Raw genomic sequence first — 21,994 nt, 5'->3', positions numbered from 1 at the left:
TCCCGAACATTTGGGAGCCGCGGGGACTCCCGCAGCCATGTTGCTCAGAGGTTCCCTAGACAATACTTAACGAGGATATGCAAGCGACTGGTAACAAGTGTGGCATCGCTTCAACGGACTGCCGATCAATCCGGAGAGAATTTATGGACAAGTTTGGATTTTCTCCAGCTCTCTCCAGGCGTCTGGGAGTAATCCCATCCCGCTCCTTGAGCAAAGAAACTGTGCGCTTAAAGTGGAGTGAACTGCTCTCCGCATGTCCAGGCGCCTCTCCTCCTCAGAGGCGAAAGTGCAGGGTGGCCACAGCCCATCTGATCCAGCACGCCTGGCTCGAGCGCCTCGCCTTCGGCCCCACGCCGATCCACGATCGCCTCATCCAGCTCTGGCTGGGGATCTTTCCGGTGAACTGGCGCCAGCTCCCCGACCCGGCCCTGCTGGTGGGGCAGATCGAGGCCATCCGCGGCGCGATGAGCGGCACCTACGCCGATCTGCTCAGGGCCATGCTGGCCAATCCCGCCCTTCAGATCTCCCTCGATGGCCTGCGCAGCCATCGCGCCAGACCCAATGAAAACCTGGCCCGCGAGCTGCTGGAGCTGTTCAGCCTGGGGGAGGGCCACTTCAGCGAAGCCGACGTGATCGAAGCGGCCCGGGCGCTCACCGGCTACCGGCTCAACCCCGATGGCAGCCTCAGCATCGACCCCCGCCGCCACGACGACCGCCCCAAGACGATCCTCGGCCGCACCTTCCGCTTCAACGGCCCCACGCTGGTCACCTGGCTGTGTGAGCAGCAGGCCACCGCCATCCACATCACCGCCCGCCTCTGGCGCCATCTGGTGGGGCCGCTGCCGGATCAGGCGCGGCTCATCACCATCGCCTCGGCCTGGCGGCGGCAGGAGCTCTCCCTTCCCTGGCTGATCCAGGCACTCCTGGGCACTCCGGAAGCCACGGCCAGCCTCGCCGAGGGCGGCATGCTCCGCGATCCGATCGATCTGGTGATCGCCTCCCTCGCCCTGATCGGCAGCCGCCATCCCGACGCCATCGCCGCCGCCCGCCTGCACCTGGTGCGCATGGGTCAGGTGCCCTTCGAGCCCCCCTCGGTGAAGGGCTGGCCCGTGAACCAGGAGTGGCTCCATCTGCGGGGGTTGCAGGCACGCCGCCGCGGGTTGCAGGTGCTGCTGGCCGATGAGGAGGTGTGGGCCTCGCGCTCGGCGCCCGATCGCCTCCAGCCCGCGCTGACGCCGATCCCCCCCCTCACGCTGGGCCTGCCGGCCGAGGCCAGCCGGCAGAACCTGGCGCTGCTGTTCGCCGATCCCGTGTGGCAGCTCAAATGAAACGCCGAACCCTGCTCCAGCTCGGTGCCGGCCTGGCCGCCGCCCCGTTGCTCCAGACCCTGGCCTCCCGGGCCGCCACCCGCGGAGGCGGGGTGCGGACTGTGGTGGTGCTGCTGGAGCTGCGCGGCGGCAACGACGGGCTGAACACCCTGGCCCCGCACACCGATCCGCTCTACCGGAAGGCCCGGCCCCGGCTCGCCCTTGGCGAAGGGATTCCGGTGCCCAACGGCCTGCTGCTCCACCCGGCCCTGGCCGCCCTCAAACCGGCCTGGGAGGCCCGGCGCCTGGCCTTCGCCCTGGGGGTGGGCTGGCCGACTCCGAACCGCAGCCACTTCAAGGCCACCGACCAGTGGGCCACCGGCCAGCCCTCCGGTGAAGGCCCGGGCTGGCTGGCGGTGGCCCTGCGCCAGCGCGGAACCGCCGGATCCCTCGTGGCCCTGGGCCCCGAAGGGTCCGCGGCCCTCGAGGGCTCTGGCCGCCTCAGCCTGCTGATGAGTCCGGCCCTGCTCCAGGGTCAGGCCACCCTGCCGCCCGACCCTGCCCTGGCTGGGAGCCATGCGGTTCTGCGGCGCCTGCTCACGCTGGAAACCGCCGGAACCCAGGAGCTGCTTCGGTTGAAGGCGGCGCTCGGGCCCCTGCCCACCGGCCTGGTCATCCCCCGCAGTGGGCTGGGGCAGCAGGTGGCGCTGGCCCTGCGCCTGATCGCCAGCGGGATCGCTCCGCCCGTGCTGCAGCTCTCCATCGGCGGCTTCGACACCCACAGCAACCAGCTGGGCCGCCAGGCCCGGGTGCTGGGCCAGGTTGGATCGGCCCTGGCCGCCTTTGATGCCGGCCTGCAGCGGATCCAGCACCGCCCCCAGGTGACCCTGCTCGCCACCAGCGAGTTCGGCCGGCGCCTCCAGCAGAACGCCTCCGGCGGCACCGACCACGGCAGCGCCTCGGTGGCCCTGCTGCTCGGCGATCACGTGCCCCATCCCTTCCTGGGCACCTACCCCAGCCTCAGCGACCTGGACGCCCGAGGCGATCTGATTCCCGGGATCTCCCCGCCGCAGCTCTATCAGCAAGCCCTGACGCTCTGATCGGAGGAGTCCCCGATTCCAGACCTATTGTTGAGCCCGTCAGCGCACGATCCCCTTGATCACCCCCTCCGGCTGGATCACCCTGGCCGTTCTGGCCGCCTCGATCGTGGTGTTCATGGGCGGCTGGCTGGCCCCCGAGATGGTGGCCCTGATGGCGGCCGGGCTGCTGATCGCCACCGGCGTGCTCAGCGCCGGCGAGGCCCTCACGGGCTTCGGCAGCCCGGCCCTGATCACCTTGATGGGCATGTTCGTGCTCTCCGAGGGTCTGCTGCACAGCGGCGCCCTCGACCGGTTGCGGGAGCTGCTGGGCTCCCCCTCGGTGCGCACCCCCCAGCGGCTGGTCACCCTGCTGGCCGGCGTGGTGGCGCCGCTCTCGGGCGTGGTGCCCAACACCCCGATCGTGGCGATCCTCCTGCCGGTGCTGGAGGGCTGGTGCAGGCGGCGCGGCATCAGCCCCTCGAAGGTGCTGATCCCCCTCTCGATCGCCACGATCACCGGCGGCACCCTCACCCTGATCGGCACCTCCACCAACCTGCTGGCCAGCGATGTGACCGCCAAGCTGGGCTACGGCGAGTTCCAGCTGTTCTCCTTCACGGCGATCGGCATCCCCGTGTGGCTGCTGGGCAGCCTCTACCTCGTGCTCGCCGCCCGCTTTCTGCCCGATCGCGGCCTCGATGGCACCACCTCCCTGACCCAGCTCACCCGCCAGGGCTACCTCACCGAGGTGGTGCTGCCCCGGCGCTCCCCCCTCTGCAACCAGACCCTGCACGCCAGCCGCTTCCAGCGCCGCTTCGATGTGGACGTGCTGGCGGTGCACCGCGGCGGCCAGAAGCTGCAGCCGCCCCTGGCCGAACTCACCCTCAAGGCCGCCGACCGCCTGCTGCTGCGCTGCAGCCGCCAGGAACTGCTGCGCCTCCAGCAGGACCAGATGGTGGATCTGGCCGGCACCCTGCTGGAAGCCCCCCAGAGTGCCAACGGTCCCGGCCCGCAGGCGGCGGGCTCCAGCATCCGCGTCACCGAGGTGCTGCTGCCGGCCGGCTCGCTGCTGGCCGGATCCAGCCTGCGCGACCTCCGCTTCCGCCAGCGCTTCAATGCCACCGTGCTGGCCGTGAAGCGCGCCAACACCACCCTGCAGGAGCGGATCGGCCAGCTGCCCTTGCGGGCCGGGGATCTGCTGCTGATCCAGGCGCCGCTCGATTCGATCCGGGGCCTGCAGGAGAACAGCGAGCTGGTGGTGCTCGATGAACTCGAGAACGACCTGCCCACCACCCACCGCAAGTGGCTGGCGGTGCTCACCATGCTGGGGGTGCTGCTGCTCTCGGGCCTGAAGCTGATGCCCCTGGTGGCGGCGGTGCTGCTGGGGGTGGGCGTGCTGGTGATCGGCGGCTGCCTCGAGGCCAACAGCGCCCTGCGCTCGATCCGCTGGGATGTGTACCTGCTGCTGGGCGGGCTGTTCAGCTTCAGCGCCGCCCTGCAGCAGAGCGGCCTGGCCCAGCTGGCGGCCGATGCCCTGCTGGTGCGCCTCCAGGGCTGGCCCGTCTACCTGGCGCTGGTGGCCGTGTACCTGGTGACCCTGGTGGGCACCGAGCTGCTCAGCAACGGCGCCACGGTGGTGCTGCTGCTGCCGGTGGTGGCCAAGCTGGCCGTGGGGTTGAACCAGCCCCCGCTGATGTTCATCTACGCCGTGGTGTTCGCCGCCAGCCAGAGCTTCCTCTCGCCGATCGGCTACCAGACCAACCTGATGGTGTACTCCCCCGGCAACTACCGCTTCCTCGATTTCGCCCGCTTCGGCTGGCCCCTCTCGCTGCTCTACGCCGCCACCATTCCGGCCATCATCCTGCGCAGTTTCTAGGCTCCCGTAGGGGCCCCGGCCTCGGAGATCCCGCCAGCATTCGTGATACAAGGACGCCTGGACGACGCCCGCCCCATGCCCCCGGACCCAGACCCCACCGCCCGGCGCCGGGGCATCATCCTCGCCGGCGGCTCGGGCACCCGGCTCCATCCGATCACCCAGGCGGTGAGCAAGCAGCTGCTGCCGGTGTACGACAAGCCGATGATCTACTACCCGCTCAGCACCCTGATGCTGGCCGGGCTGAACGAGATCCTGCTGATCTCCACCCCCCGCGATCTGCCCCAGTTCCAGGCCCTGCTGGGCGATGGCAGCCGCTGGGGCCTTTCGCTCTCCTATGCCGAGCAGCCCAGCCCCGATGGCCTGGCCCAGGCCTTCCTGATCGGCGCCGAGTTTCTCGATGGCCACCCCGCCGCCCTGATCCTGGGCGACAACCTCTTCTACGGCGAAGACCTCTCCACCAACCTGCAGACCGCCAACGCCCAGAGCCGGGGCGCCTCCGTGTTCGCCTACCGGGTCGCCGATCCCCAGCGCTACGGCGTGGTGGCCTTCGATGGGCAGCGCCGGGTGCTCTCCCTGGTGGAGAAACCCCAGCGCCCCGCCTCCAACTACGCCGTGACCGGCCTCTACTTCTATGACGCCGATGTGGTGGAGCTGGCCGGCCGGGTGAAGCCCTCCGCCCGCGGCGAGCTGGAGATCACCGAACTCAACCAGCTCTACCTCGATCGCGGCACGCTCCAGGTGGAGCTGCTCGGCCGGGGCATGGCCTGGCTCGACACCGGCACCTGCGATTCCCTCCACGACGCCAGCAGCTACATCCGCACCCTGGAGCACCGCCAGGGGCTCAAGATCGGCTGCCCCGAGGAGGTGGCCTGGCGCCAGGGCTGGATCAGCGGTGAGCAGCTCCAGGCGCTGGCGGCGCCGCTGGGCAAATCGGGCTACGGCACCTACCTGGAAAGCCTGCTGCTGGAGGAGGGCTGAGCATGGCCGCCCCCATCCTGGTGATCGGCCGCCAGGGCCAGCTGGCCCGGGCCCTGCAGCGCCTGGCCCCGGAGCTCACGCCCGAGCGCCCGCTGCTGGCGGTGGGCCGCCCCGAGCTGGATCTGGCCCGGGCCCGGCGGGCCCCGGCGGCCCTCGCCGGGCGGATCGAGGCGCTGCTGGACGCCCAGCGGCCGGCCCTGGTGATCAACGCCGCCGCCTACACCGCCGTTGACAAGGCCGAGAGCGAAGCCGAGCAGGCCACGGCCATCAACGCCACCGCCGTGGGCCTGCTGGCCACCGCCTGCGCCGCCCGCTCCCTGCCCCTGATCCACCTCTCCACCGACTACGTCTTCGATGGCAGCGGCGAGGGCCCCTGGCGGGAAGACGACCCCACCGGCCCCCTGGGGGTCTACGGCGCCAGCAAGCTGGCCGGGGAGCAGGCGCTCCAGCAGGCCGATGGTCCCCACCTGCTGCTGCGGGTGAGCTGGGTGTTCGGCCAGGAGGGCGCCAACTTCGTGCGCACCATCCTGCGGCTCGGCGCCGAGCGCGACGCCCTCTCGGTGGTGGCCGATCAGATCGGCGGCCCCACCAGCGCCGAATCGATCGCCGCCACCCTGCTCACCCTGGCCGAACCGGCCATCGCCGGCACGGCGCCCTGGGGCACCTATCACTACGCCGGCCAACCCGCCGTGAGCTGGCATGGATTCGCCGCCGCGATCGTCGAGCAGGCGGTGGCCCTGGGGCTGCTGGAGCGCGCCCCCGAGCTCCGCCCCATTCCCACCAGCGCCTACCCCACCCCGGCGGCCCGCCCCTCCAACTCCCGGCTCGCCTGCTCCCGCTTCCGCGAGGCCTTCGGCCTGCCCCTGCCCAACTGGCGCAACGACCTGCAGGACTGCCTGCTGGCCATCGCCAGGGAGCCCCACCCCGCCCCCGTGATCCCGTCTCCCGCCCCATGAGCACCCCTCCCCGCCACCTGCTGATCACCGGCGGCGCCGGCTTCATCGCCGGCAACCTGGTGCACCACTGGGCGGCCGCCCACCCCGGCGACAAGATCGTGGTGCTCGATGCCCTCACCTACGCCGGCAACCGGGCCACGATCGCCCCCCTGATCGACGCGGGCCGGATCACCTTCGTGGAGGGTGACATCGGCGAGGCCCCCCTGGTGGAGCGGCTGCTGGCCGAGCACGCCATCACCCATCTGGCCCACCTGGCCGCCGAATCCCATGTGGATCGCTCGATCACCGGCCCCGGCGCCTTCCTGGCCACCAACGTGAATGGCACCTTCACGCTGCTGGAGGCGTTCCGGGCCCACTGGCTGGCCGCCGGCTCCCCCGACCACTGGCGCTTCCTGCACGTGAGCACCGATGAGGTGTTCGGCAGCCTTGAGCCCAGCGATCCGCCCTTCTGCGAGAGCACCCCCTACAGCCCCCGCTCCCCCTACGCCGCCAGCAAGGCCGCCAGCGACCACCTGGCCCGGGCCTGGCAGCACACCTATGGGCTGCCGGTGCTGGTGAGCAACTGCTCCAACAACTACGGGCCCTATCACTTCCCCGAGAAGCTGATCCCGCTCACCCTGATCAACATCCTGCTGGGGCGGCCGATCCCGGTGTACGGCGATGGCTCCAACGTGCGCGACTGGCTGTTCGTGGAGGACCACTGCCGCGCCCTCGAGCGGATCCTGCTCGCCGGTGAACCCGGCCGCACCTATTGCATCGGCGGCTGCAACGAGGTGGCCAACCTGGATCTGGTCCACATGCTCTGCGCCCTGATGGACGAGCTGGCCCCCCAGCACGGGGAGCCGCTGCCGGTGACCCCCAGCCGGGAGCTGATCCGCTTCGTGACCGATCGCCCCGGCCACGACCGCCGCTATGCGATCGATGCCGGCCGCATCCGCACCGAGCTGGGCTGGGAGCCCCAGGTGAGCGTGCAGGAGGGCCTGCGCCGCACCGTGCAGTGGACCCTCACCAACCGCGCCTGGTGGCAACCCCTGCTCTCGGCGGAGTACGCCCACTACCTCGACAACCAGTACGCCGCCCGCCTCGCCTGAGATGCAGATCCGTCCCCAGTCCATCCCCGAGGTGCTGCTGCTGGTGCCGAAGGTGTTCGGCGACGAGCGCGGCTTCTTCGTGGAAACGGCCCGCCAGAGCCTGCTGGATGAGGCCGGCATCCCGCCGCTGCGGCAACACAACCAGTCGCGCTCCCGCCAGGGGGTGCTGCGCGGGCTGCACTACCAGCTGGTGCAACCCCAGGGCAAGCTGGTGCGCTGCTCCCGCGGCTCGGTCTTCGATGTGGCTGTCGATGTGCGCCCAGGCTCGCCCAGCTTCGGCCAGTGGGTGGGCACCGTGCTCGACGACGTGCACCACCACCAGCTCTGGGTGCCGCCGGGCTTCGCCCACGGCTTCCTGGTGCTGAGCGAAATCGCTGATTTCTGTTATCTGTGCAGCGACTATTACCATCAGCCCTCTGAGCAGGGCATCGCCTGGGATGATCCCGAAGTGGGGATCGATTGGCCGGAATTGCCTGAGGGGATGGTGCCGAAGCTGTCGGCGAAGGATCAGGCCAATCCCCGCCTGGACCAGCAGGCGGAGGATCGGCTTCCCGCATCGGCAGGATGGGCAGCATGGACGACCTGATCGAGGCCGCGATTCAGGCAGAACGGAACGGGAAGAGCGAGCAAGCCTGCCGGTTGCTGCAATCCGTTCTGGAGGACCATCCGGACCTCGATCCGGTGATCGCCGCCACCAGCCGGTTGCTGGAAGACATGGGCCAGGCTCAGGAGGCCAGCGAGCTGATCGAACAGCGGCTCGAACGCGATCCCACCTCCATCAGTGCCCTGCTGGGCCTGGCGGAGCTGGCGTATCGCCGGGGGGTGCCAAGTGCTGCTCGGAAGGCCTATCTCCACCTGCTCGAGATGGCGCCGGACCATCTGGGCGCCCAAGCAGCTCTCGGCTCGTTGGACCTGCTGGAAGGAGGGGAGTCATCTCACGCCGATGGGACCTGGCCAGCGCTGGTGTTGGATCGGGTGGGAACATCGCAGGCAAAGCCGCCGATGGTGCGGAGCTTGCATCATTTCGCCTGCACAGGGGGCACCCTGATCAGCAAACTGATTGCCAGCCTGCTCCGGACGGACGAGATCAAACAGGCCTTTCTGGCTGATATCTCCCAGGCGGTCCAGATCTGCCAGGGGGACGATGCGCTACTGGTGCTCCGAGATCACAGTCACAGCGACTTCTGTCGTGGCCATGAACCCCGCCAGGATGTGCTTCTGCTGGATTGGTTACGGCCCCACTACCGCTGCCATGGCGTGGTCACACTGCGCCATCCCCTTGACAGCTGGCTCGGCCTTGTGGAGGCAGGCTGGCACACCCACTTTGAGCCATCCACCTTCCGCGAGTATTGCCGTCGTTATCATGCTTTTCTGGAGGCCACGGGCGATCTTCCCTCCTTCCACTACGAAGATCTCTGCCGTGATCCACTGGCGGGATTACGGCAGCTTTGCGACCTTCTGCTCCTTCCTTTTCACGCCTCGGCACTGGAGCACTTCGGAGACGTCAACCTCAGTGGAGACAGCGGCCGGACGGATCGCCAGATCATTGAGATACGGCCGCGACGGCCGATTCCGCAGCCAGTGGAGCAGGAGCTGGCCGATCCAGAGGCCCGCTCAGCCCTGGAACAATTGTGCGGGATGATGGGTTACGAGCCATGACAGCAGAGCCCACTTGGAATACACGCTCCGGATCGATGCTGGCGTCGAACAACAGCTGCCACCCTGACTGGAGCGATCCAGTGACACGCCGCTGCCAGGTGGATGGCGAGAAGCCTCGCGATGGAGTGAACATCTCCTGTCTGGAAGACCTCCTGTGAAGAGCCACCGCGACCCCGCCTAGAGCACCGGAAACTTCCAGCCCAGCAGCCAGGTGAGCCCGCAGGCCACCAGGAACTGGCCCGCCACGAAGATCCGCCAGTTGCCCTCGGTGAGGAGCGGCGGCGCCACCAGGCCCACGGCCCAGGAGATCGCCATCAGACCCCCCAGCGGGATCAGGAAGAACAGCAGCATCGCCACCAGCACGGTGCTGAGGCGTCTCATGGCCGGTCCCCCCCCGGTGGCCGCTGTCGGCCCGATGAGCGCGCCACACCCCAGCCCACCACATACCCCACCAGGCCGCCCGCCAGCGCCCCCTGCAGCTGCCAGATCTGCTTGCGGAAGCGCCACGGCACCGCCCCCAGCTGCAGACCCACCACCACCGCCACGGTGAGCACCAGGGCCAGGCCGCCGCCGCCCAGCAGGCCCAGCAGGCCGCCGCCACCGCGTTCGGGGGGCTCCGGCGCCTGGCCCGGCGAGGGTTTCAGCTCGCTCACCGGCTTGCCACGGGTCCGATCATTCTGGGGTGCCCGGCTGGTCCATGCCGTCCTTCACCGTCTGCGTCGCCGCCGATTCCCGGCTCAGCCCCGCCCGCACCCTCGATCAGGTGAACCGCTGGCGCTCCCGGGGGCTGGAGCTGCTGCTCTTCGGGGAATGGCCCGGGGTCGAGGCCGCCGCCGCCGAGGGGGCCCAGCGGCCCGCCCCGGCCCTGGTGAGCGATCTGCGCACCACCCCCGCCGACCAGCCCCGCCTCGACGACGTGCTGCGGCTGGCCAGCGCCCGCTCCAGCAGCCCGGCGCTGCTGCTGCTCGCCGCCGATGCCGATCCCGACCAGCCCTGGTGTGAGGCGGTGGCCGAGCTGGCCGAACGCCAGCCCGCCGTGATCGCCTGGGGCCGCGCCTGGCGCCCCGGCGGCGCGGCCAGCCCCACCCCCGCGCTCGATCCGCCCACCGCGCCGAGCTGGATCCTGCTGCCCCGCGGCGCCTGGCCCCTGCCGGCCCCGCTGGCCGAGCAGCAGGGGGCCGATCCGGCCACCGCCCTGGCCGGCCTGCTGGAGCGGGCCGCCGCCGAGGGCTGGCCGGCCCTGGAGGCCAGCGATGCCGCTCCCCTCGAGCGCTGGGGACCGGCCCGGCCAGCGCCGCCGGCGCCGCTGAAACCGCCGGCCGGGCTCCCGATCCAGCGGCTCGGCAGCACGCCGGAGGGGGGCGTGCGGCTCAGCCTGCTGCTCGAGGGTGAGGCCACCGGGCTGGAGCGCTGGCGCCGCGCCCTGGCGGCCGAGGGGCCGCTGGCCTGGGAGCTCCTGGAGCTGACGGCCCCGGAGCCGGCCGGCGGCGCCGGCGGCGAAGCCTGGCGGCAGGCCCGGGGCGAGCTGCTCTGGTGGCTGCGGCTGGAGGAGCAGGCCGGCCCTCCACCCCTGGCGCTGCTGCCGGTGCTGAGCCGCGCCGGCCGCAACCCCTGGATCGATGGCCTCTCGCTCCCCGGCGCCCCGCCCCTGCTGCGCCGCGCCGTGCTGGAGCGGCTGGGATCGGCGGCATTGCGGCCCGAGGTCCGCCGGAGCGCCGGCCTGCGCCTGCTCGCCCTGCCCCTGCTCCCCTGGGGCCCGGCCCGAAGCCAGAGTGGGGGGCCCGCCGGCCCTGCCGTGGACCCCGCCGTGGACCCCGCTCCCAACCCGGATCCCGATCCGCTCTGGCAGGCCGCCGAGGCCGGACTTGCCCGCGCCGAGGTGCTGCTGCTGGCCCAGCGGCAGCGGATCGGGCAGCTCGAGGCCGAGCTGGCCCAGCTCCGTGCCCAGGCGGAGGAGCCCCATGGGCGTTCGGTGACTGAATCCGGGTCTGATTCCCAGTCCCAGATACGGTCCGGCTGAGGGTTCCGCCCCACGCCCCCATGGCCGCCACCATCTACCTGCACTGGAGCGCCACCCCCTACGACTGGGTGCGCCAGGGGGTGTATCACACGATCGTGGCCGGCGACGGGCGCCTGCACCGGCTGCACGCCTACAACATCGACCTCAACACCCACACCTACCGGCGCAACAGCAACGCCATCGCCCTCTCCTGCGCCTGCATGGGCGGACGCCCCGATCCCTGGACCCTGCCGCCCACCCCCGCCCAGATCGAAGCGATGTGCGCGGAGGTGGCCGCGGTGGCCCGCGGCTGGCAGTGGAGCCCCGCCGCCATCACCATCCAGCGGGTGATGACCCACGCCGAGGCCGCCTCCAACCGCGACGGCCGCGAACGGCACGACAACTACGGCCCGGTGATCTGGGGCGGCAGTGGCGAACGCTGGGATTTCCTGCAGCTCCGCCGCAACGGCCCCACCGACGGCGGCGACCAGCTGCGCAGCCGCATCCGGGCGCTGATGGCGGCCGGCGGCCCCCCGCCCGCCGCCAGCGGGGCCGCCGAGCCGCTCGCCTTCCGCCGCACCACCACCATGCCCGCCCGCGACCGGGACCTGGCCGTGGAGATCGATGCCAACGGCACCAGCTGGGCCCGGGTGGCCGACCTGCTCGCCCTCTACGAGATCCCCTACGAGTGGAGCGCCGACCAGCGCCGCATCCTGATCGGCAGCGCCGATGTGGCCCCCAGCTACCAGACGGACGCGGTGCAGGCCTCGATCGGCTGGCCCCTGGTGGAGCTGAGCCTCCAGGGCGGCCAGTCGCCGGTGATCCTGATCGGCATCCTCCGGCAGGGGCGGGCCTGGTGCCGCGTGCTGGAGTTCGCCGAGGAGTTCGGCATCAGCGTGGGCTTCGAGCCCTTCACCCTCGGCTACCGGAGGGGCGGCTGATCCGCCTCCAGCCGGTCCAGCAGGCGACCGAACTGGGCCAGCCGCTGGCGGGCCTGCTGGCGCCAGTCGCCCGGGTCATCGAGGCCGGCGGTGGGCTCCGGCGGCAGATCGGTGGGGGCCAGCTGACGCAGCAGCTCCAGCCGCCGCCCCGCCGGGGCGTGGTCGGGCTGCAGGTCCCGCAGGCCGCGGAAGGCCCGCTCCGCCGCCCGCCAGTCTTCGGCCGCCAGGGCTTCCTCGCCCCGCTGCCAGAGGGCCTCCCCCTGGGTGGCGCGCCGCTCGCCCAGCAGATCCTCCCGCTCGGGCGCCAGCGCCACCGCCCGGTCCCAGGCGGCGATCGACTCCGGCCAGCGGCGCCACCGCCCCAGCCGCCGGGCCAGCTCCAGCCAGAGCGCCAGATCCAGGGGCTCCAGCGCCACCCCCTGGCGCAGCACCGTGAGGCCCTCCTCCTCCCGGCCCTGGGCGTCCACCGCCAGGGCCAGGGCCAGGTGGTGATGGGCCGCCGCCTGGCCCCGGGCCCGCAGGCGCCGCAGCAGCGGTTCGGCCTCCCCCCAGCGCTCGAGCCGCAGCAGCGCCTCCAGCAGCAGGGCCTCCAGCTCCTCCCGCTCCGCCCGGCACTCCGGCTCCGGGGCCGCGAAGGCCAGCCGCTGGCGCAGTTGACGCGCCGCGTCCTCCACCTGCCCCTGTCCCAGCCGCAGCCGGGCCAGCTCCAGCTCCACCGGCACCAGGTGGGGGCGGGCGGCCAGCACCGCCAGGAACGCCCGCTCCGCCGCCGCCGGATCGCCCCGGTCGCGGGCCTGCCGCGCCCGCTGCAGGGCCGCCGCCACCTCCAGGGCCGAGGCCGTCGGGGTCAGGTCCATCCGGTCAGGTCCAGCGGGTTGGTTCTCAGGGCCATCGGCTGAGCCAGCGGCGGCTCCAGCGGCCGCTGCCCCCCTGGGAGGGCCGCCGCCGGTAGAGATACCAGAGACGGTTGAGCTGGAAGGTGCGCCGGTTGGCGCGCTCCAGCTCCGGATCACTGCCGATCGTGGCGCTGCGGCCGGGATTGAGCGCCGCCATCGCATCGTGGGCGAAGCGGCCGTCGAGCTGCTCCACCTGGCGGCAGGCCTGCAGCCGCTCGCGGTAGTCGAGGTCCTCGCAGTAGGCGGGGTGGAAGCTCTCGTCGAACAGGCCCACCCGGTCCCAGGCCAGGGCGGTGATCAGGAAGGCCGAGAAGGCGTCGCCCCCCGGCAGCAGGGGCAGGAACTGGGGCCGCTCCGGATCCAGGCGCTCCAGGGCCTCCGCCAGCACCCCGGGGGCCAGCACCACATCGTTGTTCACGATCAGGGCGAGGGCCGCCTCGGGAAAGCCCAGCAGGATCTGGTTCCAGGCCGCCGCCACCCCGCCGTTGCCGAAGGGCCGCGCCACCCGCACCCGCTCCACGCCGGGATGCCCCTCACGCTCCAGCCGCCCCAGCAGCGCCCGCAGCGCCTCGGCATCGGCATCGCCGCGCTCGCCGCTGTTGTCGACGATCGCCAGGGTGCCCACCGGCCGATCAAGGCTGGCCAGCAGGCGCTCCAGCAGGTCGGGGCGGTTCAGCACCGGCACGCCCACCAGGGGCAGCACCCCCGCCGCCGGCAGGGGCGGCGCCAGGCGCTCCAGGCCCGACCAGAGCCGCTCCAGCAGGATCTGATCCCCGCTGCGCTCGGCCACATCGGCCAGGCAGCGCAGCAGCTCCACCGGCAGCAGCTCGGCGGCCGGCCCCCGCCGCGGCATGGCCGCCAGGGCCTGCTGCAGCCAGGCCAGCGTCGCCTCCCAGGCGCCGCGGCGATCGTCCACCTGCAGCAGCAGCTCGATGGCGGCGGCGCGCTGCTCGGGGCCCTGGGCCGGAGGCAGCTCCCGCACCTGGGCGCCGTAGCGCTCCCCCAGCCGGCGCCAGCTCTCCACCGCCGCCCCCAGGGCCGTGAGCCCGGGGGCCGTCCCGGGGGGCCACTCGGGGGCCTGCTCCTCCACCTCGATCCCGCCGGCGCCGAGAGTGGGGGAAGCCTAGGCACATCCCGCCCTGCCCACCTCACCCCCGCCCTCCGCCCTCGCCGGCCTGATCGCGGCGCTGCGCCACCCCGGCGCCTACCCGCCGGAGGCCTGGGGCGAGGTGCCGCCAGCCGAGCGCCAGGTCCAGCTGATCCAGACCCACATCAGTGTGGTGGCCCTCACCAGCCGCCGGGCCTACAAGCTCAAGAAACCACTCACCTTCTGGGGTCTGCTCGATTACGGCAGCCCCGCCCTGCGCCTGCACTGGTGCCGCGAGGAGGTGCGCCTCAACCGCCGGCTGGCGCCCGAGCTCTACCTGGGCGTGGCGCCGCTGCTGGCCGGGGAAGGCGGGGCCCTGCGGGTGGGGCCCCTCGACACCCTTGACACCCCGAAGCGCCCGGACGCCGATCCCGGCGCCGCACCGCCGGACCCCGTGGCCGGCGAGCACGTGGTGGTGATGCAACGCTTCGCGGCGGAGGACACCCTCCGCGCCCGGCTGGCCGCCGGCCGCGCCGGGGCGGCCGAACTGCGCGCCCTGGGCCGGCGCATCGGGAGCTTCCATCGCGCCCATCCCCTGCCACCGGAGACGGCCGCCGGTGCCGTGGCCGCCTTCGCGGCGGTGCTGCACAACAACGTGCGGGCCACCCGCGCCGCGGTGCCCGCTCTGGTTCCCGCCGCCGTGCACCGGCTGCTGGAGGGCAGCCTGGCCACCGCCCTGCGCCGCGGGCGCGGCGGCCTGCGGCGGCGCATCGCCGCCGGCCGGGCGGTCGATGGCCACGGCGACCTGCGCCTGGAGCACGTGATCCTGGCGCAGCCCCCGGCCGTGATCGATGGGGTGGAGTTCAACGCCTCCCTGCGCCAGATGGATGGGGCCTCCGACCTGGCCTTCCTGGTGATGGAGCTGGAGGCCGCCGGCCACGCCGCCCTGGTGGAGCCGCTGCTGGAGGGCTATGGCGCGCCGATCGAGGCGCCCGCCCTGGCCCTCTTCGGCGCCTACCGCGCCCACGTGCGGGCCAAGGTGGAGGCCGCCACCAGCCGGGAGCGGGAGATCCCCGCCCCCCAGCGCCGGCGGGCGGCCCGGGGGGCCCGGGGCCACCTGAGCCTGGCGCTGGCCTATGCCCGCAGCGGCCTGGCCCCACCCCTGCTGCTGGTGCTGCATGGCGTCTCCGGCAGCGGCAAGAGCCATCTGGCGGCAGAGCTGGCCCCCTGGCTGCTGGCCGACCACCACCGCAGCGACCTGATCCGCAAACGGCTGTTCGGGCTCGATCCCCTGCAGCGGCCCGAGGGGGCCGAGCGGGAGCGGATCTACGGGGCCGAGGCTCACCGCCGCACCGAGGCCGCCCTGCTGGAGGCCGCCCGCGGCAGCCTGGGGGCCGGCCGCAGCGTGCTGCTCGATGCCACCCACCTGCGGGCCGCCAGCCGGCGGCGGGCCCTGGCCCTGGCCGCCCAGGCTTCCGCCGAGGCGGTGCTGCTGGATCTGCGCCTGGCGCCGGAGCGGATCGCCCAGCGGCTGCGCCGGCGCACGGAACGCAACGACGACCCCAGCGACGCCGGTCTGGAGGTGCTGCGGCGGCAGAGGGGCGAAGCGGAAGCCCTCAGCGCCGCCGAACTGGAGCGCACCCTGGTGGTGGACGCCGAAGCCGCCGCCGATCCCACCCGGGTGCTGATGGACCTCTGGGGGCGGCTGGCCCCGGAGGAGCGGCGGACCGGGCCGCTCTCCAGCGGACTCAGCCCCCGATCAGGGCATTGACCTGCTGGGCCAGGGCGAGATCGAGGTTGGAGAGGCCGCCGGTGTCGTGGGTGGTGAGATCGATCGTGACCCGGTTCCAGACGTTGCACCACTCCGGATGATGGCCCAGCGCCTCGGCACTCAGCGCCAGCCGGGTCATGAATCCGAACGCTTCACTGAAATCGGCGAAGCTCAGCTCCCGGTGGAGCTTGCCCGCCACCAGGCTCCAGCCGGGCAGCTGGTCGAGCAGGGAGGCGATCTCGGCGGGGTTGAGGGCTTGGGCGGCCATGGCGGGAGCGGCGCATCGACCCCCCCATGATCGGCAGGCGGCGTCGCCCCTGGGCCCTCATTCGCCGATCAGGTGGAAGCCCAGTCGGCGCCGATGGGGCCGGGCCCGGTGCTCCCAGAGGTACACGGCCTGCCAGGTGCCCAGCAGCAACACCCCCCGATCGAAGGACAGGCTCAGCTGGCTGGCCGTCAGGGCGGTGCGGATGTGGGAGGGCATGTCGTCGGGGCCCTCGTCGTCATGGAGCCAGGGCCGCCGGGGGCCGCCTCCAGACGGCCAGGCCGCCCCCTCGGGGACCCCCTCCACCGGCACCAGGGCCCGCAGGAAGGCGCTCAGATCCTGGAGCACCCGCGGATCGGCGTTTTCGTTGATCGTGAGCGAGCAACTGGTGTGGCGGCAGCTGAGCAGGCCGATCCCGCGGGTCAGGCCGGAGGCGGCGATGGCCCGGTTCAGCTCGGCGGTGAGGTCCAGGAAGCCCTCCCCCGGGGTCTGCACCTCCTGCTCCGAAAGGATCTGTCTCAGCATCGGCGGGCTCGGGCGACCCATGGTCTCACGCACACCCGGCCGCCGGGCAAGGGGCGGGGCCGCCGGGCCAGAACAAAACCCCCGCGCCAGCGGAGGCCTCGGGAGCCGATCCCCGGCGAAGGCCGGGGGTCACCAGTTGCAGAGGGTCCTGTGGTTGTCACAGGGGCCCATCTGCTTCTCGGCGGGGGTCTGGGGCCGGGTGTTTCCGGAGTGGGGGCCACCCCGTTGTTCGGCCAGGATGGGAGCGCCGATCGAAGCGGCGAGGATCAGACCGAGGGCAAGGGCGATGGGGTTCGTCATGGTTTCTCCGGCAGGGAAGCGGGCGACCTCGCATGGCCTCCCGTATCTGTTGATACCGATGAAGTGGCCGATTGGATGGGGCGGCGCCGGGCCCCAGTCGTCTCTGGTCGCAGAGCCGACCGCCGCCGGGGCCGTGCCGGTCCCCCGGAAAACCTAGGGTCGAGTCCTCCGAGACCCACCCCGCCATGCCGTCGCGCTCCAGGCTTCTGCTCCGGACGCTGCCCGCCCTGCTCAGCCTCGCCCTGCCGCTGGCGCTGCTGACGCTGCCGGCGCCGGCCGAGGCCCAGAAGGTGGTGCCCAAACGGCAGGGGCTCTGCCCGCTCGGCTACGTGGACCTCTTCAACGGCACCTGCAGCACCCTCGGGGTGACCACCTTCGTGGTCGAACCCCGCCGCGGCGACGACTGCCCCACCCGCTGGGTGAACGTGGGCGGGGGCTACTGCCGCCGGCCCTGAGCCGGATCCGGGCCGGGGTCCAGGTCCGGGTCGGTGCGCACCAGGTCCAGCCGCACACCGATCACCGCCGCATGGGTGCGGTCCCGGGCGTTCAACTTGTGCTGCAGCGATTTCATGTGGCTGCGCACGGTCTCCACCGACAGGTGCAGCCGTTGGCCGATCTCGGCGTTGGGGCAGCCCTGCACGAGCAGATCGAGCACATCCCGCTCCCGGCTGGAGAGCGCCAGCGGGGCCCGCTCCGTCTGCCCGCGGGAACTGCGGCGCAGCAGCGGTGCCAGGGGCGCATCGAGGTAGAAACCGCCCCCCAGCACCGCCTTGGTGGCCGCCACCAGATGGCCGAAGCCGACGCGGCGTTCCAGGCAGATGCCTTCGCAGCCGCTCTCCAGGGCCGCCAGCAGCCGCTGGGGCGTCTCCTTCTGGAGCAGCAGCAGGCAGGGGAGCGTGGGATGGAGGCGCTTGGCTTCCCGCAGCAGGGAAAGGGCGCAGCCCGCCTCGAGCGGATCCAGCACCAGCAGCAGATCGGGCCGCCCGCCCCGGAGCAGCCGCAGGGCCTCCGGCTCACAGGTGGTGGCCCCGAACCAGTGGCAGCTCTGGCTGGCCACCCCGGTCAGCAGGCTGATCAGCAGCCGGTGGCCGCTCACCACCATCAGGCTCCGGCCCCGCAGCAGCTCGGCGGCCTGCTGGCGGTGGGCGCCGCTGGGGTCCAGCAAGGGGGTGAAATCCATCGCCACGCTCCCGAGGCCACCTGCCCGAGCCAACCCTGGGATTGGATCTCATTCTCCAGCCTGGGCCCGGGCTCCCCGGCCGCCAACCGCCGGTGAGCCCCCGCGCACAGACCGGCCCGGGCCGCCTCGAGCTGAACCGCTCAGTAGTAGCGGGGGGGGTTCTGGCGGATCGCCAGCTGCACCTCCATCAGGAACAGCACCAGCGCGATGATCAGCGACACCATCGCCACCACGAACACCGGCACCACAATCGCGGCCAGGTCGACCGCCGCCACCGCGCTGATGAACATCACCGCCACCACCCCCGCCACCAGCAGGGCCGTGACCGTGGAGCAGAAGATGGCCCGGTTGATCAGGAAGGTGCGACGACTCTGCACCGCCAGCACCGCCCGCAGGCGCCGGCTCCGGGCCAGATCGCTGCGCTCCATCGCCTCCTGGATGGCGCGGGTGCGATCAATCGTGCGGGCCAGCCGCGAGGTGAACATCCCCAGCAGACCGGAGATGCCCGTCAGCAGGAAGACCGGCGCCACCGAGAGCTGGATGGCCCGCGACAGCCCCGCCACCGCTGCTGAATCGGCGTAGGTCTGGGAGGCGAGGAGGGAGGCCTCCACCATCAGGGGGTTGCAACCGGGGACCTCAACCTACTGAGGGGCTCCGCCAGGATCTGCCGGATCTGAACCTGGCCCTCCCGGGCCTGGCCCCGCCCGATGACCACCATCCACTGCCGTTACGACGGCGCCCTCCGCTGCCGGGCCCGGCACGGTCCCTCCGGCTCTGAGCTCGACACCGACGCCCCCGCCGACAACCAGGGCCAGGGCGAGCGCTTCTCCCCCACCGACCTGGTGGCCACCGCCCTGGCCACCTGCATCCTGACGATCATGGGGATCGTGGCCGAGCGCCACGGCATCCCCCTGGAGGGGACCAGCGCCGAGGTCGAGAAAACGATGACCTCCGGCGGCGTGCGGCGCATCGAGCGCCTCAGGGTGCGGGTGGGGCTGCCCGCCGGCCTCGGGGAGCGGCAGCGGGCCCTGCTGAAGCGGGCCGCCGAGGATTGTCCGGTCAAGCGCAGCCTGGAGGGGTCGGTTGCGATCGAGCTGGGCTGGGAGGAAGGCTGATGGAACCGATCTCCCCACCGGAGGGCGCCTTCGAGCGCCTGGGCGCCCACCTGCGGGAGACCCGGCTGCTGGGCTCGATCCACAGCACCCTCTACTGGGACCAGAACACGGTGATGCCCGCCGGCGGCGCCGCCTGGCGGGGCGAGCAGCTCGCCCTGCTGGCGCGCCAGTTGCACGGACGCCAGAGCAGCCCCGCCTACGCCGAGCTGGTGGCGGCCGCCGAGGCGGACCTGGCCGACGCCGACCGGGAGGGGGATGGCACGGATCCCCGCCGCCGCAATCTCCAGCTGCTCCGCCGCGACCTGGAGCGGCGGCAACGGCTCGACCCGGCCCTGGTCGGCGAGCTCGCCCTGGCCCAGGCCCACGGCTACAGCGTCTGGCAGGAGGCGCGCGCCGCCGCCGACTGGAGCGCCTTCGCTCCCGCCCTGGACCGGCTGATCGCCCTGCGCCGGGAGCAGGCCCGCCAGCTCGGTGCCGGGGAGACCAACGCGGACGGCACCCCCCGCAGCCTCTGGGAGACCCTGGCCCAGCCCTTCGAACCCGACATCAGCAAGGCCCGCCTGGAGGCGCTGTTCACGCCGCTGCGCCGGCGGCTGCCCGAGCTGCTGGCACCCCTTCCGCCCCAGGCCCCGGCGGCGGGCCCCGGGGCGACCCCGGCCTGGGAGCTGGCGGGAGAGGAGCAGGAGCGGCTCTGCCGGGAGCTGCTGGTGGGGTGGGGCTTCGACCCGGCACGCTCCGTGCTGGCCCGCTCCCCCCATCCCTTCTCCTGCACCCTCGGCCCCGCCGATTTCCGCGTCACCAGCCGGGTGGTGGCGGGCCAGCCGCTCTCCTCCTTCCTCGCCACCGCCCACGAATGGGGCCACTCCCTCTACGAGCAGGGGCTGCCGCGGCAGCCCCGGCAGTGGTTCGCCTGGCCCCTGGGGGATGCCACCTCGATGGGGGTCCATGAGAGTCAGAGTCTGTTCTGGGAATGCCGGGTCGCCCGCAGCGAGGCCTTTGCCCGCCGCTGGTTCCCCCGCTTCCGCCAGGCCGCCGGCGGCGATGTCTGGGGCGGCAGCTCCGGCTTCTGGCGCGCCCTCAATCCCCTGCGACCGGGGCTGATCCGGGTCGAGGCCGATGAACTCAGCTACACCCTCCACATCGTGCTCCGCTATGAACTGGAGCTCGCCCTGCTCGAAGGCGGTCTGCCGGTGGAGGAGATCCCCGGGCAGTGGAACCGCCGGATGGAGCAGCTCCTCGGCCTGCGCCCCGCCCACGACGGCGACGGCTGTCTCCAGGACGTGCACTGGAGTGAAGGGCTGTTCGGCTATTTCCCCAGCTACGCCCTCGGCCATCTGATCTCCGCCCAGCTGGCCGAGGCCATGGAGCGCTCGATCGGCCCGATCGAGGACCGCCTCGCCGCCAACGAGGACCCCCTGGTTCTGGAGTGGCTGCGCACCCATGTCCACCCCCTGGGGAGGAGCGTGAACGCCGAGGAGCTGGTGGAGCAGGTGAGCGGAGCGGCCCTCAGCGCCGACCCCTTCCTCCGCCATCTGGAGAACAAACTGGAGCGGCTGGGCGGGGGCGCGCGCTGAAGGGGGCCGGGGTCAGGAGCGGCCGCTGCGCCACTGGGCCGCTTCCAGCAGCCCGTGGAGGGCCATCGTCGCCACGCCGATCTGCAACACCGTGTCGAGCCGATCGGCGGCCAGCGAAGCGAAGCAGAAGGAGAAGAGCATGAAGCCGATCGCCAGCAGGCCCGTGAGCAAGGCCCAGTGGCGCCGGTGGTGCTCCGCGGGCACCAGCTGCTGGAGCCGGTCGTAGGTGAGGGTCGCCACCAGCCAGATCCAGGCGCCCACCAGGAAGGTGGCCACCGAAATGGTGGCGAGGGACTGCCCGGTGAGGAACAGGAGACTGCCGAGCAGGCCGATCAGCGCCGCCAGGGGCAGCAGGCTCCGGGTCGGCCAGGTCCGGGGCAGCAGGGCGGCTAGCAGGGCTCCCGTCGCACAGCCGGCCCCGAGAATCGAGAGGGAGTCGCTGCTCACGGTGGGGTCGGCCCCCAGCCGTCGGCTGATCAGCAGCGGTTCATAGAGCACGATCGGCACCTGGGCCGCCCCCAGCAGCAGGTAGCCGGTGGCGAGGGCCGTCAGCGACCAGCGCGACCCGGCGGCGAGGGGGGCGGCAGGGGGAGGGGGAGCGGAGGGGTCCGGAGCGGCGGGCTGGGGCGAAGCCTCCCCGTCCCGGCGGCTCAGCAGCCAAGCCACCGGAAAGGCCAGCCCCGTGGAGACCACGGCCAGCACGATCCAGGCCCACTGGGGAGAGCGGGGGGCCAGGGTGCCGATGGCCAGGGCGCCGAGGATCGCCCCCAGGCCCGCCCCCGCCATCACCACCGATGTGGCGCGGCGCCGCTGGGTCGGCGGCACCTCGCGCAGGGCCAGGGACGGCACGCCGGTCATGAGATGCCCGCCCCCCCAGCCGGCCACGAAGCGCCAGAACCCCTGCCAGATCTCCCCCCCTCCCAGCGACTCCAGCCACAGCGAGAGGAGGATCAGGCCCAGCGCCGTGGCCAGGGTGCGGCGCAAGGCCCCCGGGTGCCTCACCCGGCTCTGGTGGAAACAACCAACCAGATACCCCGCCAGATTCAGGCCCGCCAGCTGGCCGATCCCGGCGGGATCGAGCAAGCCGGACTGGACCATCTGACGGCCGACCGCCGCGAAATCGAAGCGGGTGATGCCCAGTCCGATGCCCAGGGCACAGGTGCCGGCCAGCACCCGGAGGGTCACGCTGTCGTGCCACCCGGCTCGTCCTGCCCTTGTCATGCCCTGGCGCTCCACGTCACTGAGGAGGCCCCTTCAGGGCCACCGCCATCGCTGCGAAGCGAGCCCGGGGGATCCGGGGGACCACGCCGCGGGAACCTAGCAGGATCCCCCGGGAAGAACGGCCCCTCCCAACGGCCGGCCGGCCTCCGCACCCTCCGTAGGATGCCGCCGCGCAAC

The 21,994-nt window shown here is 72.4% G+C and carries 24 protein-coding genes; 14 read left to right on the top strand and 10 right to left on the bottom strand.

Going from position 1 to position 21,994, the window contains the following annotated elements; translation table 11 throughout:
* Positions 1–293: 293 nt before the first annotated feature.
* From ACWJI7_RS10145 to ACWJI7_RS10110, 8 genes are all read left to right on the top strand, one after another.
* The gene (locus tag ACWJI7_RS10145; RefSeq protein ID WP_479937653.1) at positions 294–1,328 is read left to right on the top strand and encodes a DUF1800 family protein; all 1,035 of its coding nucleotides are present in this window, start codon (positions 294–296) and stop codon (positions 1,326–1,328) included.
* On the top strand, positions 1,325–2,407 hold the full coding sequence (locus ACWJI7_RS10140; RefSeq protein WP_479937652.1) for a DUF1501 domain-containing protein: 1,083 nt from the start codon (positions 1,325–1,327) through the stop codon (positions 2,405–2,407). Before ACWJI7_RS10145 ends, ACWJI7_RS10140 begins: the two co-directional genes overlap by 4 nt.
* Before the next feature lie 115 nt (positions 2,408–2,522).
* Entirely contained in the window at positions 2,523–4,259 is a 1,737-nt protein-coding gene (locus tag ACWJI7_RS10135) for an SLC13 family permease (protein ID WP_479937661.1), read from the top strand.
* A gap of 75 nt (positions 4,260–4,334) precedes the next feature.
* A complete protein-coding gene (rfbA, locus tag ACWJI7_RS10130) occupies positions 4,335–5,237 on the top strand; it encodes a glucose-1-phosphate thymidylyltransferase RfbA (RefSeq protein ID WP_479937650.1) in 903 nt (300 codons plus the stop codon).
* 2 nt (positions 5,238–5,239) lie between these two features.
* Entirely contained in the window at positions 5,240–6,193 is a 954-nt protein-coding gene (rfbD, locus tag ACWJI7_RS10125) for a dTDP-4-dehydrorhamnose reductase (protein ID WP_479937649.1), read from the top strand.
* Positions 6,190–7,284: a dTDP-glucose 4,6-dehydratase gene (gene rfbB, locus ACWJI7_RS10120; RefSeq protein WP_479937647.1), complete on the top strand. Its 1,095-nt coding sequence runs from the start codon at positions 6,190–6,192 to the stop codon at positions 7,282–7,284. The genes rfbD and rfbB overlap by 4 nt, the downstream gene beginning before the upstream one ends.
* Before the next feature lies 1 nt (position 7,285).
* A complete protein-coding gene (gene rfbC, locus ACWJI7_RS10115; RefSeq protein WP_479937645.1) occupies positions 7,286–7,870 on the top strand; it encodes a dTDP-4-dehydrorhamnose 3,5-epimerase in 585 nt (194 codons plus the stop codon).
* Entirely contained in the window at positions 7,858–8,943 is a 1,086-nt protein-coding gene (locus tag ACWJI7_RS10110) for a tetratricopeptide repeat protein (RefSeq protein ID WP_479937643.1), read from the top strand. The genes rfbC and ACWJI7_RS10110 overlap by 13 nt, the downstream gene beginning before the upstream one ends.
* A gap of 177 nt (positions 8,944–9,120) precedes the next feature.
* Here ACWJI7_RS10110 and ACWJI7_RS10105 read toward each other — a convergent pair whose 3' ends face one another.
* Entirely contained in the window at positions 9,121–9,324 is a 204-nt protein-coding gene (locus ACWJI7_RS10105; protein ID WP_479937641.1) for a hypothetical protein, read from the bottom strand.
* The gene (locus tag ACWJI7_RS10100) at positions 9,321–9,596 is read right to left on the bottom strand and encodes a hypothetical protein (RefSeq protein ID WP_479937639.1); all 276 of its coding nucleotides are present in this window, start codon (positions 9,594–9,596) and stop codon (positions 9,321–9,323) included. The genes ACWJI7_RS10105 and ACWJI7_RS10100 overlap by 4 nt, the downstream gene beginning before the upstream one ends.
* 44 nt (positions 9,597–9,640) lie before the next feature.
* On the opposite strand from ACWJI7_RS10100, the gene ACWJI7_RS10095 reads away from it, so the two are divergent.
* Entirely contained in the window at positions 9,641–10,963 is a 1,323-nt protein-coding gene (locus ACWJI7_RS10095) for a hypothetical protein (protein ID WP_479937637.1), read from the top strand.
* A gap of 20 nt (positions 10,964–10,983) precedes the next feature.
* Entirely contained in the window at positions 10,984–11,883 is a 900-nt protein-coding gene (locus ACWJI7_RS10090) for a peptidoglycan recognition protein family protein (protein ID WP_479937635.1), read from the top strand.
* Here the strand turns inward: ACWJI7_RS10090 and ACWJI7_RS10085 are convergent.
* Positions 11,865–12,740 (bottom strand): tetratricopeptide repeat protein, encoded by an 876-nt coding sequence (locus tag ACWJI7_RS10085; protein ID WP_479937633.1) that lies wholly within the window; start codon positions 12,738–12,740, stop codon positions 11,865–11,867. The two genes, ACWJI7_RS10090 and ACWJI7_RS10085, sit on opposite strands and share 19 nt — an antisense overlap.
* Before the next feature lie 25 nt (positions 12,741–12,765).
* Positions 12,766–13,869 carry a glycosyltransferase family protein gene (locus tag ACWJI7_RS10080; protein WP_479937631.1) on the bottom strand — a complete coding sequence of 368 codons (1,104 nt, stop codon included), beginning with the start codon at positions 13,867–13,869 and terminating at the stop codon, positions 12,766–12,768.
* Positions 13,870–14,008: 139 nt separating this feature from the next.
* Between ACWJI7_RS10080 and ACWJI7_RS10075 the strand changes: the two genes are divergently transcribed.
* The gene (locus ACWJI7_RS10075) at positions 14,009–15,637 is read left to right on the top strand and encodes a bifunctional aminoglycoside phosphotransferase/ATP-binding protein (RefSeq protein WP_479937630.1); all 1,629 of its coding nucleotides are present in this window, start codon (positions 14,009–14,011) and stop codon (positions 15,635–15,637) included.
* On the opposite strand, the gene ACWJI7_RS10070 is transcribed toward ACWJI7_RS10075, so the two are convergent.
* From ACWJI7_RS10070 to ACWJI7_RS10060, 3 genes are all read right to left on the bottom strand, one after another.
* The gene (locus ACWJI7_RS10070) at positions 15,615–15,905 is read right to left on the bottom strand and encodes a 4a-hydroxytetrahydrobiopterin dehydratase (RefSeq protein WP_479937628.1); all 291 of its coding nucleotides are present in this window, start codon (positions 15,903–15,905) and stop codon (positions 15,615–15,617) included. The two genes, ACWJI7_RS10075 and ACWJI7_RS10070, sit on opposite strands and share 23 nt — an antisense overlap.
* A 57-nt stretch (positions 15,906–15,962) precedes the next feature.
* Positions 15,963–16,427, bottom strand: coding sequence for a YjbQ family protein (locus tag ACWJI7_RS10065; RefSeq protein ID WP_479937627.1), 465 nt, complete (start codon positions 16,425–16,427; stop codon positions 15,963–15,965).
* A gap of 129 nt (positions 16,428–16,556) precedes the next feature.
* Entirely contained in the window at positions 16,557–16,727 is a 171-nt protein-coding gene (locus tag ACWJI7_RS10060; protein WP_479937626.1) for a hypothetical protein, read from the bottom strand.
* 185 nt (positions 16,728–16,912) lie between these two features.
* On the opposite strand from ACWJI7_RS10060, the gene ACWJI7_RS10055 reads away from it, so the two are divergent.
* On the top strand, positions 16,913–17,182 hold the full coding sequence (locus ACWJI7_RS10055) for a hypothetical protein (protein ID WP_479937624.1): 270 nt from the start codon (positions 16,913–16,915) through the stop codon (positions 17,180–17,182).
* Here the strand turns inward: ACWJI7_RS10055 and ACWJI7_RS10050 are convergent.
* Complete coding sequence (locus ACWJI7_RS10050) at positions 17,164–17,907, bottom strand: response regulator transcription factor (protein ID WP_479937622.1); 744 nt, start codon at positions 17,905–17,907, stop codon at positions 17,164–17,166. The two genes, ACWJI7_RS10055 and ACWJI7_RS10050, sit on opposite strands and share 19 nt — an antisense overlap.
* Positions 17,908–18,047: 140 nt before the next feature.
* Positions 18,048–18,521, bottom strand: a complete 474-nt coding sequence (locus ACWJI7_RS10045) for a DUF2721 domain-containing protein (RefSeq protein WP_479937620.1) — start codon at positions 18,519–18,521, stop codon at positions 18,048–18,050.
* A 93-nt stretch (positions 18,522–18,614) separates the two neighbouring features.
* Between ACWJI7_RS10045 and ACWJI7_RS10040 the strand changes: the two genes are divergently transcribed.
* Both ACWJI7_RS10040 and ACWJI7_RS10035 read left to right on the top strand, forming a co-directional pair.
* Positions 18,615–19,022: an OsmC family protein gene (locus tag ACWJI7_RS10040; RefSeq protein WP_479937618.1), complete on the top strand. Its 408-nt coding sequence runs from the start codon at positions 18,615–18,617 to the stop codon at positions 19,020–19,022.
* Entirely contained in the window at positions 19,022–20,596 is a 1,575-nt protein-coding gene (locus ACWJI7_RS10035) for a carboxypeptidase M32 (protein ID WP_479937616.1), read from the top strand. Before ACWJI7_RS10040 ends, ACWJI7_RS10035 begins: the two co-directional genes overlap by 1 nt.
* Positions 20,597–20,608: 12 nt before the next feature.
* On the opposite strand, the gene ACWJI7_RS10030 is transcribed toward ACWJI7_RS10035, so the two are convergent.
* Positions 20,609–21,817 (bottom strand): YbfB/YjiJ family MFS transporter, encoded by a 1,209-nt coding sequence (locus tag ACWJI7_RS10030; protein WP_479937614.1) that lies wholly within the window; start codon positions 21,815–21,817, stop codon positions 20,609–20,611.
* Positions 21,818–21,994: the final 177 nt, after the last annotated feature.

Source organism: Cryptocyanus atlanticus LEGE 06306 (genome assembly GCF_056633155.1).
This window is presented reverse-complemented; position numbering and strand designations above follow the sequence as displayed.